This is a genomic window from Limnohabitans sp. MORI2, from assembly GCF_027925025.1.
GTDB lineage: Bacteria > Pseudomonadota > Gammaproteobacteria > Burkholderiales > Burkholderiaceae_C > Limnohabitans.
This window is the reverse complement of record NZ_AP027058.1, coordinates 316,431-329,218: the sequence shown is the minus strand read 5'-3', so window position 1 is coordinate 329,218 and position 12,788 is coordinate 316,431. Positions and strand designations below refer to the sequence as shown.

General features: G+C 57.3%; 12 protein-coding genes and 1 pseudogene. 9 read left to right on the top strand and 4 right to left on the bottom strand.

Features of this window, described 5'->3' with window-relative positions:
* The first annotated feature begins 16 nt into the window (after nt 1–16).
* The 6 genes from gspN to QMG27_RS01655 are packed head-to-tail and all read left to right on the top strand — an operon-like array spanning nt 17 to nt 8,409.
* Nucleotides 17–856 carry a type II secretion system protein N gene (gspN, locus tag QMG27_RS01680; RefSeq protein ID WP_281812524.1) on the top strand — a complete coding sequence of 280 codons (840 nt, stop codon included), beginning with the start codon at nt 17–19 and terminating at the stop codon, nt 854–856.
* A gap of 5 nt (nt 857–861) precedes the next feature.
* Nucleotides 862–3,033 (top strand): type II secretion system secretin GspD, encoded by a 2,172-nt coding sequence (gene gspD / locus QMG27_RS01675; protein ID WP_281812522.1) that lies wholly within the window; start codon nt 862–864, stop codon nt 3,031–3,033.
* 2 nt (nt 3,034–3,035) lie between these two features.
* Nucleotides 3,036–4,424 (top strand): ATPase, T2SS/T4P/T4SS family, encoded by a 1,389-nt coding sequence (locus QMG27_RS01670; RefSeq protein ID WP_281812520.1) that lies wholly within the window; start codon nt 3,036–3,038, stop codon nt 4,422–4,424.
* A 26-nt stretch (nt 4,425–4,450) separates the two neighbouring features.
* Nucleotides 4,451–5,665, top strand: a complete 1,215-nt coding sequence (gspF, locus tag QMG27_RS01665) for a type II secretion system inner membrane protein GspF (protein WP_281812518.1) — start codon at nt 4,451–4,453, stop codon at nt 5,663–5,665.
* A gap of 3 nt (nt 5,666–5,668) precedes the next feature.
* Nucleotides 5,669–6,571, top strand: coding sequence for a 5'-nucleotidase (locus QMG27_RS01660; protein WP_281812517.1), 903 nt, complete (start codon nt 5,669–5,671; stop codon nt 6,569–6,571).
* A 5-nt stretch (nt 6,572–6,576) separates the two neighbouring features.
* On the top strand, nt 6,577–8,409 hold the full coding sequence (locus QMG27_RS01655) for an ABC transporter ATP-binding protein/permease (RefSeq protein ID WP_281812515.1): 1,833 nt from the start codon (nt 6,577–6,579) through the stop codon (nt 8,407–8,409).
* A gap of 56 nt (nt 8,410–8,465) precedes the next feature.
* Here QMG27_RS01655 and queC read toward each other — a convergent pair whose 3' ends face one another.
* Both queC and QMG27_RS01645 read right to left on the bottom strand, forming a co-directional pair.
* Nucleotides 8,466–9,179 (bottom strand): 7-cyano-7-deazaguanine synthase QueC, encoded by a 714-nt coding sequence (gene queC / locus QMG27_RS01650; protein WP_281814703.1) that lies wholly within the window; start codon nt 9,177–9,179, stop codon nt 8,466–8,468.
* A gap of 48 nt (nt 9,180–9,227) precedes the next feature.
* Nucleotides 9,228–9,818, bottom strand: coding sequence for a TIGR00645 family protein (locus tag QMG27_RS01645; protein WP_281812514.1), 591 nt, complete (start codon nt 9,816–9,818; stop codon nt 9,228–9,230).
* Between the two features lie 57 nt (nt 9,819–9,875).
* Between QMG27_RS01645 and QMG27_RS01640 the strand changes: the two genes are divergently transcribed.
* Genes QMG27_RS01640 through QMG27_RS01630 form a run of 3 tightly spaced genes read left to right on the top strand, consistent with a single transcriptional unit; the run spans nt 9,876 to nt 11,243 of the window.
* A complete protein-coding gene (locus QMG27_RS01640; RefSeq protein ID WP_281812512.1) occupies nt 9,876–10,436 on the top strand; it encodes a YggT family protein in 561 nt (186 codons plus the stop codon).
* A 19-nt stretch (nt 10,437–10,455) separates the two neighbouring features.
* Nucleotides 10,456–11,019: a lipocalin family protein gene (locus QMG27_RS01635; protein ID WP_281812510.1), complete on the top strand. Its 564-nt coding sequence runs from the start codon at nt 10,456–10,458 to the stop codon at nt 11,017–11,019.
* A 14-nt stretch (nt 11,020–11,033) separates the two neighbouring features.
* Nucleotides 11,034–11,243: a hypothetical protein gene (locus QMG27_RS01630; RefSeq protein WP_281812508.1), complete on the top strand. Its 210-nt coding sequence runs from the start codon at nt 11,034–11,036 to the stop codon at nt 11,241–11,243.
* 17 nt (nt 11,244–11,260) lie between these two features.
* On the opposite strand, the gene QMG27_RS01625 is transcribed toward QMG27_RS01630, so the two are convergent.
* A complete protein-coding gene (locus QMG27_RS01625; protein WP_281812506.1) occupies nt 11,261–11,482 on the bottom strand; it encodes an HNH endonuclease signature motif containing protein in 222 nt (73 codons plus the stop codon).
* 10 nt (nt 11,483–11,492) lie between these two features.
* Nucleotides 11,493–12,770, bottom strand: a pseudogene (locus QMG27_RS01620) (malic enzyme-like NAD(P)-binding protein); the annotation flags it as partial.
* Between the last annotated feature and the right edge of the window lie 18 nt (nt 12,771–12,788).

Sequence of the window (12,788 nt, the reverse complement as noted above, 5' to 3'; positions counted from 1 at the left end):
CACAGACTCACCCACCATGCAACGCCATCCAAGCCCCATGACACACACCCCCACACGCTGGGCGTGGACTGGCGCGGTCATTGGCTTGGTGTTGGCGTTCATCACCCAAGCCCCCGCACATTGGTTGACGCACGCCATCGAGCAAGCCACCGGTGAACGTGTGCTGTTGCCCGATGCACAAGGCACGGTGTGGAATGGCACAGCGCAGTGGGTGTTGAATGAAGGTCCACTCAACATCGCGGCCACGCCCAACACGGCACGACCTGCCAGCACCACAACGCTGCCAACACGCGTGACGTGGCAGCTGGGGCCTCGCATCGACTGGACCAACTTTCGCGTCAGCCTCAGCGCCACCGTAGCTTCTGCGTGTTGCACGCCACAACCTGTGCGCGTGGATGTTTCACCTGTGTGGCGCGGCCTGCGCATGCAAATGAGCGACCACACGTCCAACTGGCCTGCCAATTGGCTGGTGGGCTTGGGTGCACCTTGGAACACCGTGCAACCTGAAGGCCAAATGCAACTGCACACCACGCAGCTGCAATGGACACAACAAGCAGGCAAAGAGACGTTATATGGCCAAGTCGAGCTGCAAATGCAACAGCTCTCCACGCGCCTATCCACATTGCGCCCCTTGGGCAGCTACCGCGTGCGTGTGCAGGGCGGCGACACCGTAGCCCTCACACTGGACACGCTCGAAGGCAGCTTGCTTTTGCAAGGCACAGGGCAACTGATCAATGGGCGCGTGCAATTCAACGGCGAAGCATCTGCAGCATCAGATGCTGAAGCAGCGCTCTCTAATTTATTGAACATCCTTGGCCAACGCCAAGGCGCTAAGTCGATTTTGAAAATGGGTTAATGCGTATGGCTAAGCAACACACTGTTTTTCATCCCTCAGCTTTGGCACTCGCCATCAGCCTGAGCCTTACACCTGCGCTCATCGGCTTATCGCTTTCGCATGCAGCACCGCCGGCCAAGAAATCTGCCGCACCCACCTCGCAGCAACCCATCACCCTGAACTTTGTGAATGCAGAGATCGAGTCTGTTGCACGCACCTTGGCCACACTCTCCAATCGCAACTTGGTGGTGGACCCGCGCGTCAAAGGCACGATCAACCTCACCACTGAGTTGCCTGTGTCACCCAACGAAGCCTGGAGCCAATTCTTGGCAGCCTTGCGCTTGCAAGGCTTTGCGATGGTCGAAACCAAAGGTCTTTACAAAATCGTGCCCGAAGCCGACGCCAAGCTGCAAGGCGGCAATGTGCAAGAGATTCAACCCGGCCGAGGCGGCTCGGGCAGCGGTCAAATCGTCACGCACATCTTCAAGCTCAACTTTGAGCAAGCCAACAATTTGTTGCCCGTGTTACGCCCACTCATCAGCGCCAACAACACCATCAACGTCAACCCTGGCAACAACTCCATCATCATCACGGACTACGCCGATAACTTGCAGCGCATGGCCCGCATCATTGCCACGCTGGATGTGTCCAACGCCAGCGATGTGGAAGTGATTCAACTCAAGCACGCCATTGCGGTGGACTTGGCGCCTCTAGTGCTGCGCTTGGTCGAGTCCGGCAGCAATATGCCCCAAGCGGCTGCAACACCTGGTCAGACCGGTGCCGAATACAAAACCACACTGCTGGCAGAGCCACGTAGCAACACCCTCATCTTGCGAGCGGCCAACCCTGCTCGGGTGGCTTTGGTCAAATCTTTGGTGGCCAAACTAGACCAACCCGGCGGCACGAACCCCAGTGGCAACATTCATGTGGTGTACTTGAAAAATGCCGACGCCACCAAACTGGCCACCACACTTCGCGCCGCAATGAGCGGGCAAGCCACGGGCGTAACAAGCACAGGTGCAGCGCTGACCACAGCACCCACACCCACAGCGTCACCCTTGGCGAACAACCCCTCATCAGCGGTCAGCACGACCGCATCGGCTGGCGCAGCCACAGGCGGTCAAATCCAAGCAGACACAGCCACCAACTCACTCATCATCACCGCACCTGAACCGCAATACCGCCAACTGCGTGCCGTCATTGACATGCTCGACCAACGTCGCGCCCAAGTGATGGTGGAGAGCTTGATTGCCGAAGTGAACGCAGACAAAGCCGCTGAGATGGGTATCCAATGGCAAACCGCCAATGGCCAAAAAGGAGGCACGGTGGGCATCATTGGTACCAACTTCAACAACCCCATCACCACCACTGCAGGACAAGGCAACATCTTGAGTGCCTCCGGCGGAACATCGACAGCCTTGAGCGCACTAGGCGGTGGCTTGAACATCGGCAACGCCAAGCAAATCAATGGCACGTATGTACTCAGCAGCCTAGCCACTTTCTTGCAGCAAAACGGCGAAGGCAACGTGCTGTCAACACCCACACTTTTAACCCTCGATAACGAAGAAGCCAAGATCGTGGTGGGCCAAAACGTCCCCTTCGTCACAGGCCAATACACCAACAACAACACGACCAACGGCTCAGTCAATCCCTTTCAAACCGTCGAACGAAAAGACGTGGGCTTGACGCTCAAAGTCAAACCCCAAATCAGCGAAACGGGCACAGTCAAACTCACCATCTTCCAAGAAGTGTCTAGCGTGGTGCCTAACTCTGTGGGCTCATCCACGGGCTTGATCACCAACAAGCGCAGCATTGAATCCAACGTATTGGTCGATGATGGCTCCATCATCGTGCTGGGTGGTTTACTGTCTGACGAATACTCTGGCGGGGCAAGCCAAGTACCTTTGTTTGGCGACATTCCAGTGGTGGGCTGGTTGTTCAAAAGCGAAAGCCGCAGCCGCGCCAAAAAGAACTTGATGGTCTTCTTGCGCCCCGTGGTCATGCGTGATGCAGCAGCATCCGATGCGCTGAGCAACAGCCGTTACCAACAAATGATGGGCCTGCAACAAAACGCACAACCCGGCTTCAACCCCATTTTGGGTTCCGGCAATTCGCCTGTGCTGCCCCCTGCCCCCGTGCCCAAGCCCAAAGCTGAAAAAGCAGACACGCCTGCACCTGCAGCCACACCCGTCCAATAAACATGCGCCGCCCGCTGCCCTACGCCTTTGCCCGCACCCACCAGCTGTTGCTGGAGGACGATGGCCACACGCTCACGCTGTGGCACAGCGATGCACCTGACCTGAGTGCGTGGAGCGAAATCACACGCACCCACGACGTGCAAGCGTTTGAGTACTTGGACAAAACCACACTCGCCAAACGCATCAGCGAAGCCTATGCCCAAGCCGACAGCAACGCCGCTGCCGTGGTGAGCGAGGTGGAGAGCGACGCGGACCTGACCCGCATGATGCAAGAGCTACCCGCCGTGGAAGACTTGCTCGAAGCTGCCGACGACGCGCCCATCATCCGCATGCTTAATGCACTGCTGACGCAAGCCGCACGCGATGGCGCGAGCGACATTCACATCGAACCGTACGAGCGCCATAGCAGCGTGCGTTTCCGTGTCGACGGCACGCTGCGCGAAGTGGTACAACCCAACCGCGCTTTGCATGCGGCGCTGATTTCGCGCTTGAAGATCATGGCCGAGCTGGACATTGCCGAGAAGCGTTTACCGCAAGACGGCCGCATTTCGCTGCGTCTCGGCCAGCGCGCGATTGACGTGCGTGTGTCCACCTTGCCCAGTGCGCACGGCGAACGCGCGGTGCTGCGTCTGCTCGATAAAACTGAGAGCAAGCTCACGCTGCAAGCGGTAGGCATGGAAGGCGACACCCTGCGCCGCTTTGAAGCGCTGGTGCATCAGCCCCACGGCATCATCTTGGTCACTGGCCCCACAGGCTCGGGCAAAACCACCACGCTGTATGCCGCGCTGCAAGGGCTCGACGCCACGCGCAACAACATCATGACGGTGGAAGACCCGATTGAATACGAGTTAGCGGGCGTGGGCCAAACACAGGTGAACCCCAAGATTGATTTGGACTTTGCCAAGGCGCTACGCGCCATCCTGCGCCAAGACCCAGACATCATCATGATTGGTGAAATTCGCGACTTTGAAACCGCGCAAATCGCCATCCAAGCCTCGCTCACCGGCCACTTGGTGTTGGCCACGCTGCATACCAACGATGCAGCCAGCGCCATCACCCGATTGACCGACATGGGTGTGGAGCCTTTCTTGCTCAGCTCGTCGCTCTTGGGCGTGTTGGCACAACGCTTGTTGCGCAAGACGTGCATGCATTGCGCTGGCCAAGGTTGCGATGAATGCGGTCACAGCGGCTACCAAGGCCGCACGGGTATTTTTGAATTACTCACCACCAACGACGACATTCGCGCACTCATTCACAACCAAGCCAGCGAAGCACAGCTGCGCGATGCAGCGCTGCGCAACGGCATGACGCTTATGCGTGACGATGGCGAGCGCTTGGTGCGTGCGGGCATTTCCACTCGCGAAGAACTGATTCGCGTTACGCGTGACTAACGCTGAGCGACCGAGCCACACCCACCATGCCCGCCTATTCGTTTGAAGCCCTCGATACCCAAGGCCAAACGCGCCGTGGTGTGCTAGAGGCCGACACCGCACGCACGGCACGCAGCCAGTTGCGTGCGCAAGATTTGGTACCGCTCAAGGTCGAACCTGTGCAACGCACAGGCAGCGGCTTGAACACCGTGATTTGGGAAAGCAAAGTTTTCAGCAGCACCGCGCTGGCGGTGTGGACGCGTCAGCTCTCGGGCTTGGTCAATGCTGGCCTACCGCTCGAACGTGCCTTGAGCGCCTTGGCCGACGAAGCCGAAACACCCCGCCAACGCGACTTGGTGTCTGCTCTGCGCACCGAGGTGAATGCAGGCGCGCCGTTTGCCAAAGCACTGAGCCAACACCCCCGCGAATTCAGCGCCATCTTCACCGCTGTGATTGGTGCAGGCGAGCAAAGCGGGCACTTGGGGCTGGTCCTCGAACGCTTGGCCGACGATTTGCAAGAGCAACAAAACTTGCGTGGCAAGTTGTTGGCTGCTGGCTTGTACCCCGCCATCGTGTGCGTGGTGGCCTTGGTCATCGTGCTGTTTTTACTGGCTTACGTTGTGCCACAAGTGGCGCAGGTGTTTGGCAGCAACCAGCAGCAACTCCCCGCGCTCACCAGCTTCATGCTGGCCCTGAGCAGCTTTGTACAGAACTCTTGGCTGTGGGGCTTGGTGTTGGTCGCCTTGCTTTCCGCAGGCGGACATATCGCTTTGAAACAAGCCGATGTGCGCTTGCGTTTTGATGCCATGTGGTTGGAGCTACCTCTCATTGGCCGCTTGGCTCGCGGCTACAACGCCGCGCGATTTGCCAGCACGCTGGCCATGCTCGCCACCGCAGGCGTGCCGATTTTGAAAGCCCTGCAAGCGGCAGCCGACACACTCAGCAACACAGCCCTCAAACGCGATGCACAAGACGCATTGGTGCTGGTGCGTGAAGGTGCGCCATTGGCATCGGCCATTGCACAGCACCCACGCTTTCCGCGTTTGTTGGTGATGTTCTCTCGCTTGGGTGAACAAACCGGCACACTGCCCACCATGCTGCAACGCGCCGCAGCACAACTGAGCGAAGAAGTGCAGCGGCGCGCTTTACAACTGGCCACCATACTTGAGCCCTTGCTCATCGTGGCGATGGGCGCAATGGTGATGCTCATCGTCTTGGCAGTGATGCTGCCCATCATTCAACTCAATCAATGGGTGAGGTAAATCATGGGTGTTTCTCTCGACGGTAAATTGGTGGTGGCGATTTCGTCACGCGCCTTGTTTGACTTTGAAGAAGAAAACCAAGTCTTCGAACAAGGCGACGACCGCGCCTACATGAACTTGCAACTCGACCGCCTGGAAACACCCGCCAAACCCGGCGTTGCTTTTTCGTTGGTACAAAAGCTCTTGGCCTTCAACACGGCTGAGGCACAGCGCGTGGAAGTGGTCATCCTCTCACGCAACGACCCAGTGAGTGGCATGCGTGTGTTTCGCTCGGCGCAGCACTACGGCTTGCCGATTCAGCGTGGCAGCTTCACGCGTGGGCAATCGCCTTGGCGTTATTTGCGCCCGCTTAACGCCAACTTGTTTTTGTCCACACATTTGTCAGATGTGCGCTCGGCACTCGATGCCGGCGTTCCCGCCGCACAGGTGTACCCACACTCAGCCCACGCCTCAGACGCCAACCCGCATGAAGTGCGCATCGCATTTGACGGTGATGCCGTGCTGTTCAGTGATGAAGCAGAACGCGTGTTTCAAGCCCAAGGCCTCGACGCGTTTCAGCAACACGAAAAAACCAAAGCGGCACAGCCTTTGTCGGCAGGCCCCTTCAAGCCCTTGCTCGCCGCATTGCATCAACTGCAACAAGCAGGCACAGCGCACATGCGCATTCGCACCGCACTCGTCACCGCCCGCAGCGCGCCTGCACACGAGCGCGCCATTCGCACGCTGATGGACTGGAACATTGAAGTGGACGAAGCCATGTTCTTGGGCGGCTTGGAAAAAGGCGAGTTCTTGCGCGAGTTCGAACCCGACTTTTTCTTTGACGACCAAACCGGCCACATCGAATCCGCCGCCCGTCACGTACCCGCAGGCCATGTGGCCAGCGGCGTGCGCAACACCGAAGTCTAAAAAACATGAACGCATTCAGAAGCGTTGCCCATAACGTGGCAACCAATTGGCAAAAAAGCCGTTTGCAACTCAGCCGCGTCTGGGCTTTGTCGCTGCCCTATTTCCAATCCGAAGAAAAGTGGCGGGCCCGTTTGCTGCTGGCCGCTTGCGTGGGCTTGAACCTCGGCATGGTTTACATGATGGTGTTGCTCAACGACTGGAACCGCGTGTTTTACGACGCGCTGCAAAACCGCAATGCCGAGGTGTTTTGGCATCAGCTGGGGGTGTTCGCCATGCTGGCCACTTGCTTCATCATCGTGGCGGTGTATCGCTTTTACCTCACACAGTTGCTTGAGCTGCGCTGGCGTGCATGGATGACGCGCGACTACTTGCAACGCTGGCTCAACGGCCATGTGTTTTACCAAATCGAATTACAAAGCAAGCACGGCACCGACAACCCCGACCAACGGATTCAAGAAGATGTGCAGCAGTTCACCGCCGACACCGTGGGCTTGTCGCTCGGCTTGCTTGATGCCACCGTCACGCTGCTCAGCTTTGTGGGCATCTTGTGGTCGCTCTCAGGCGGTTTTAGTTTTGAGGTAGCGGGCGAGACCTACAACATCCCCGGCTTCATGGTGTGGATGGCTTTGGCCTACGCTTTGGCCGGCAGCTTGATTGGCCACTTCATTGGTCGCTCCATGGCCTCGCTCAACTTTGCGCAACAACGCTTGGAAGCTGACTTTCGTCACCACCTCATTCGCGTGCGTGAGTACAGCGAAGCCATTGCGCTCGACCGTGGCAACAGGGTGGAGCGCCAATCACTGCAAGAACGTTTCAAGCTCGTGCTCGACAACTTCATGCGCTTGCTGCGCGTGCAAAAGCGCTACACCTGGTTCAACTCAGGCTACGGCCAAGCAGCGGTGGTGTTTCCCATGTTGGTGGCGTCGCCCCGCTATTTCAGCGGTGCGATTCAGCTGGGTGAGTTGATGCAAATTTCATCCGCATTTGGCCAAGTGCAAGAGTCGCTGAGTTGGTTCATCAGCAACTACAGCCGATTGGCGTCGTGGCAAGCCACCACGCTGCGTTTGACCTCGTTTCAAGATCAGATGAATGCGGTTCAAACCAGCACCCATGCATCCAACAGTGATGGCCCTTCGTTGACGCCGCCACGAACCGGCATCAATGTGTTGCACACCACGCCACTCACCATCTCGCTGCCCAACGGCGAGGTGTTGTTGGCCGACACCTCGCTCAACGCCAACGCAGGCGACACGGTGCTCATCAGCGGCCCTTCGGGCTGCGGCAAGTCGACCTTGCTGCGCGTGCTCGCGGGCATTTGGCCGCACGTCAGTGCACCCACGCACGACCGTCGTGGTGAGCCCATCACCTATGGCCCCGTGGTGCTGCCCGACCGCAGCATGTTCATGCCGCAGCGCCCATACTTTCCGCAAGGCACCTTGCGCCAAGCACTGGCCTATCCCGACAGTGCCGAACACTACAGCGATGAAGCCCTGACGAACGCGCTGTACGACGCCCAGTTGCCGCATTTGGTGGATGAGCTCGACACCGCAGGCCAATGGACGCAGCAGCTCTCAGGTGGCGAGCAACAACGCTTGGCCTTGGCCCGCGTGCTGCTCAAGCGCCCTCGTTGGGTCTTTGCCGACGAAGCCACCAGCGCCTTAGACGAAGCCACTGAAAAAGTGCTGTACGAAAAGTTATTGAAGATGGTGCGTGAAGAAGGCGGCGGTTTGGTGTCCATCGCCCACCGTGCCAGCGTGGCCAGCTACCACGACAGCACTTGGCAGTTTGAGCCTGCGCCCGAGGGCAGTAGCGCAAAGTTTGTGCTCGTGACGCAATAAAAAAGCGTGTGCTTCGCAGCACACGCTTTTCGCTTACCCAATTAACGGCTCTGCGCTCACTCTTTCCAGCGCGCCCACCCCTTGGCCCGCAAATCGCACGCTGGGCATGTGCCGCAGCCATAGCCCCAATCCTGGCGGTGCGTGCGGTCGCCCATGTAGCAGGTGTGGGTGTGCTCGACGATGAGATCGACCAACTGATCGCCACCCGTGGCGTGTGCCTTTTGCCCGAGGTCGTGCGCGAGCTGCCAGGTTTGCGCTTTGTCGATCCACATGAGGGGCGTTTCAATCAACAAGCGGCGGTCCATGCCGAGTGACAAGGCGATTTGCATGGCCTTCATGGTGTCGTCGCGGCAGTCGGGGTAGCCCGAGAAATCGGTTTCGCACACGCCGGTGACGATGACATCCAAACCACGGCGATACGCCAGCGCCGCCGCGAGGGTGAGGAACAACAAATTGCGCCCCGGCACAAAGGTGTTGGGCAGGCCTGAACTTTCCATTTGAAACGCCATGTCGCGCGTGAGCGAGGTTTCGCTCACTTGGCCCAGCACGCCCAAGTCGAGCAAATGGTCTTCGCCCAATTTCGCCCCCCACTCAGGGAACTGTGCGCGCACTTGGGCCAGCACTTGCATACGAGCTTCGAGCTCTACCAAGTGACGCTGGCGGTAGTCAAACGCCAAGGTTTCGACGCGCTCGTATTGCGCCAAGGCGTGCGCCAAACAGGTGGTGGAATCTTGCCCGCCCGAAAACAGAACGAGTGCGTTGCGGTGAATGGGATTGCGTGCTTGCATGAGAGTGGCGTGCTGCTGAATGCGGGCTATTTAGTGTGAAGAAGGCGCGTGCGAGGTGTGAGCTGCGTGCGAGATCTTGTCAGTCAATGCAATGGCCAAAGCGCTGAGCAAGAAGGTGATGTGAATGATGGTTTGCCACATCAACACTTTCTCGTCGTAATTGGCCGCATTGATGAAGGTCTTGAGCAAGTGGATGGACGAGATGCCAATGATGGCCATGCCCAACTTGACCTTCAAAATCGACGCATTCACATGGCTGAGCCACTCAGGTTGGTCTGGATGGTTTTCAAGGTACATGCGTGAAACAAAAGTTTCGTAGCCACCGACGATGACCATGATGAGCAAGTTAGAGATCATCACGACGTCTATCAGACCGAGCACCACCAACATGGTGATGGACTCACTCAGATGTGTGAGTGTCATGCCGTTTTTGTAGCCAATGCTGGTCACCAACGCATCTAGCGCAGCCTGGCTGCCAAATGCAGCCTCAATCAAATGCACCAGCTCCACCCAAAAATGAAAGACGTACACCGCCTGTGCCGCAATAAGGCCTAAATACAAAGGCAGTTGCAACCAACGACTGGCAAAAATAAATCGAGGCAAAGGAGGAATTGGCTTCATAGGGAACAATCTGAAGTGAACGCACAAATTTTGCCTGAGCCCGCCTAAACTCCAGCCATGTTGATACAAATTTTCTCTTTGATCCTGCATTTCATCGTGGGCCTGGTGGCTGGCACCTGTTTGCTACGTATGTACATGCATTTGCAGCGCATCAACCTGTCGTCCAGCGGCGGTAACCCTCTTGCACCCTTTGTGTTCAGCATCACCAACTGGATTGTGTTGCCGGTGCGCCGCTTTGTGCCGGCCATTGGCCGCTTGGACACAGCCAGCTTGGTCGCCGCGTATGCGGTGCTGCTGGCCAAGCACTCGTTGCTGTGGATCATGGCGGGTGCGAGCGCTCATTGGTTGAGTTTGGTGACCAACGCAGGCTTTGAGCTAGTGAGCGTCATTCTGTCGAGCATGATGTGGATGGTCATCGGCTACGCGCTGATCTCTTGGTTCATCGCTGCATCGGATGTGCGCTACTTTTTCGCTCAGTTGGTCGAACCATTGCTGCGCCCCATTCGCCGCGTATTGCCACAAATGGGCGCTGTGGATTTGTCGCCCATCGCGTTGATGTTGTTGATTCAAATCGCTGAAATCGTGCTGCACAACGTGCAGATGCAAGTGGTTTTCTGAACTCAGACGAGGGGTGATCATGTCGCTCAAACACATCAGCTTAGCCGTCGTTTTGACGGTGTCCGCATTGGGTGCATATGCACAAGCCACTGCAGCGGCCACGACCTTACCGCCTGTCAATACCATTGATTCGCTGAACGTGTCGCGCTACATGGGCACTTGGTATGAAATTGCCAAATTTCCCAATCGTTTTCAAACCAAATGCGTGGCGAATACACGCGCCCAATATTTGGCTCAAACCGATGGATCCGTACAGGTGCTCAACAGCTGCATGACGGGTGATGGCAGCACCATCGACGCGCTAGGCAAAGCACATCAAGTCGGCCCAGCCACATCACCCAAACTGCAAGTGCGATTTGCGCCTGCATGGTTGAGTTGGTTACCGATGGTATGGGGCGATTACTGGGTGATAGACCTCGATACAGACTACCAACTAGCAGCCGTGAGTGACGCCAAACGCGAGTACCTGTGGGTGTTGTCGCGCACGCCACAGGTGAGCCCCAAAGCATATGACGCTTTGCTGTTGCGCCTCAAAGCGCAACACTTTGACGTGCAAAAACTCGAACAAACACCTCAACGCTAGAAAGAGAGTCCACCATGCGGGTCAAACAAATTCTCACCGATGTGCAACTGGTCATTGCCGATCTTGAAGTGCATTTGAATGGCGAACTTCGCTGCAGCCCCACACTGTGCGCACTCATTCCTGCAGCGAATGGTCATGACGAAAAGATCGTGCCACTCAACACGCCGGATGGTCGACCTATTTTTATGAACCTAGAAAACGCGATTCAGCCAACTCACGACTGATTCGGGACACAACACCATCAAGCCTTGGTTTTGGCATGCCGCAGGTTGTTGCAGCGGTCATGGCTGATGGCCAAATTTTCTTGATGGCTATTGCCGCCCTCGCTGAGCGGCTGAATGTGTTCTAGCGTGGCATCGGCATGCGCCACATGCTCCCCGCAGACCCAACACGGCACCACACCATGCAATTGGCGTGAGACCGTTTTATAGATCTTGTCGCGGGTGAGCTTGAGCCGACTCAAGGCTTTACTTGATCCATGCTGCCAAAGTTTTGGCGTAAGCGTCAAAGTCTTTGATGGGGCGCTTGGCCACACCCGACGCTTCAGCCGCACGGGCTACCGCAGGCGCGATGCGCTGGATAAGGCGTGTGTCGAATGGCTTGGGAATGATGTTGTCCACACCAAAAGCCAAGTCCAAGCCAGGATAGGCGGCTTGCACTTCGGCAGTCACTTCGAGCTTGGCCAAGTCGGCGATTTCACGGACGCAAGCAATCTTCATCTCTTCTGTGATTTTGGTTGCACCGCAATCCAAAGCACCACGGAAGATGTACGGGAAGCACAACACGTTGTTCACTTGGTTGGGGTAGTCCGAGCGGCCCGTGGCGATGATGCAATCAGGGCGCACGGCTTTGGCCAACTCTGGGCGAATCTCAGGCTCGGGGTTGGCCAAGGCCAAGATGAGCGGCTTGTCGGCCATGGTCTTGACCATGTCTTGCGTCAATACGCCAGGCGCAGAGCAGCCCAAGAACACATCGGCGCCATTCACGGCATCGGCCAAGGTGCGTGCATCCGTTTTTTGTGCAAAGCGAGCTTTGGATTCGTCGTAGCCACCGGGGCGGTCTTGGTAAATCACGCCTTTGGAGTCACACACATAAATGTTCTCGGTCTTCACGCCCAAGCCCACAAACACGCCCAAGCAAGCCAAGGCCGCAGCACCTGCACCAGACACGGCCACTTTGACCTTGGTGATGTCTTTGCCAGCCAACTCCAAGCCGTTCAGCATGGCGGCAGCGGAGATGATGGCCGTGCCGTGTTGGTCGTCGTGGAAAACGGGGATGTTCATGCGCTTGCTCAGCTCGCGCTCGATGTAGAAGCACTCGGGGGCTTTGATGTCTTCGAGGTTGACGCCACCAAACGTGGGCTCCATCGCCGCGATGATGTTCACCAGTTTGTCTGGGTCGTGTTCGTCGAGTTCGATGTCAAACACATCAATGCCTGAGAACTTCTTGAACAAGCAGCCCTTGCCTTCCATCACAGGCTTACCGGCCAATGCGCCGATGTCGCCCAAGCCCAACACCGCTGTGCCATTGGTGATGACGCCCACCAAGTTGCCACGGCTGGTGTATTCGTAAGACGTGAGAGGGTCTTTTTCAATCTCCAAGCAAGGGTACGCGACGCCAGGTGAATAGGCCAAGCTCAGATCGTGCTGGTTGTCCAGCGGATGAGTGGGTTCCACACGGATCTTGCCCTTGGTAGGCGAGCGGTGGTATTCAAGTGCGGCTGTGCGTAATTCTTGTTCTGCTGGGGTCATGAGATGTCCGAACTATTT

What these genes read in the sequence shown, in the direction of transcription:
- gspN (WP_281812524.1), top strand. Translation starts at nt 17, where the DNA reads ATGCAACGCCATCCAAGCCCCATGACACACACCCCCACACGCTGGGCG.
- gspF (WP_281812518.1), top strand. Translation starts at nt 4,451, where the DNA reads ATGCCCGCCTATTCGTTTGAAGCCCTCGATACCCAAGGCCAAACGCGC.
- gspD (WP_281812522.1), top strand. Translation starts at nt 862, where the DNA reads ATGGCTAAGCAACACACTGTTTTTCATCCCTCAGCTTTGGCACTCGCC.
- QMG27_RS01655 (WP_281812515.1), top strand. Translation starts at nt 6,577, where the DNA reads ATGAACGCATTCAGAAGCGTTGCCCATAACGTGGCAACCAATTGGCAA.
- QMG27_RS01670 (WP_281812520.1), top strand. Translation starts at nt 3,036, where the DNA reads ATGCGCCGCCCGCTGCCCTACGCCTTTGCCCGCACCCACCAGCTGTTG.
- QMG27_RS01660 (WP_281812517.1), top strand. Translation starts at nt 5,669, where the DNA reads ATGGGTGTTTCTCTCGACGGTAAATTGGTGGTGGCGATTTCGTCACGC.
- QMG27_RS01640 (WP_281812512.1), top strand. Translation starts at nt 9,876, where the DNA reads ATGTTGATACAAATTTTCTCTTTGATCCTGCATTTCATCGTGGGCCTG.
- QMG27_RS01635 (WP_281812510.1), top strand. Translation starts at nt 10,456, where the DNA reads ATGTCGCTCAAACACATCAGCTTAGCCGTCGTTTTGACGGTGTCCGCA.
- QMG27_RS01630 (WP_281812508.1), top strand. Translation starts at nt 11,034, where the DNA reads ATGCGGGTCAAACAAATTCTCACCGATGTGCAACTGGTCATTGCCGAT.
- QMG27_RS01645 (WP_281812514.1), bottom strand. Translation starts at nt 9,818, where the DNA reads ATGAAGCCAATTCCTCCTTTGCCTCGATTTATTTTTGCCAGTCGTTGG.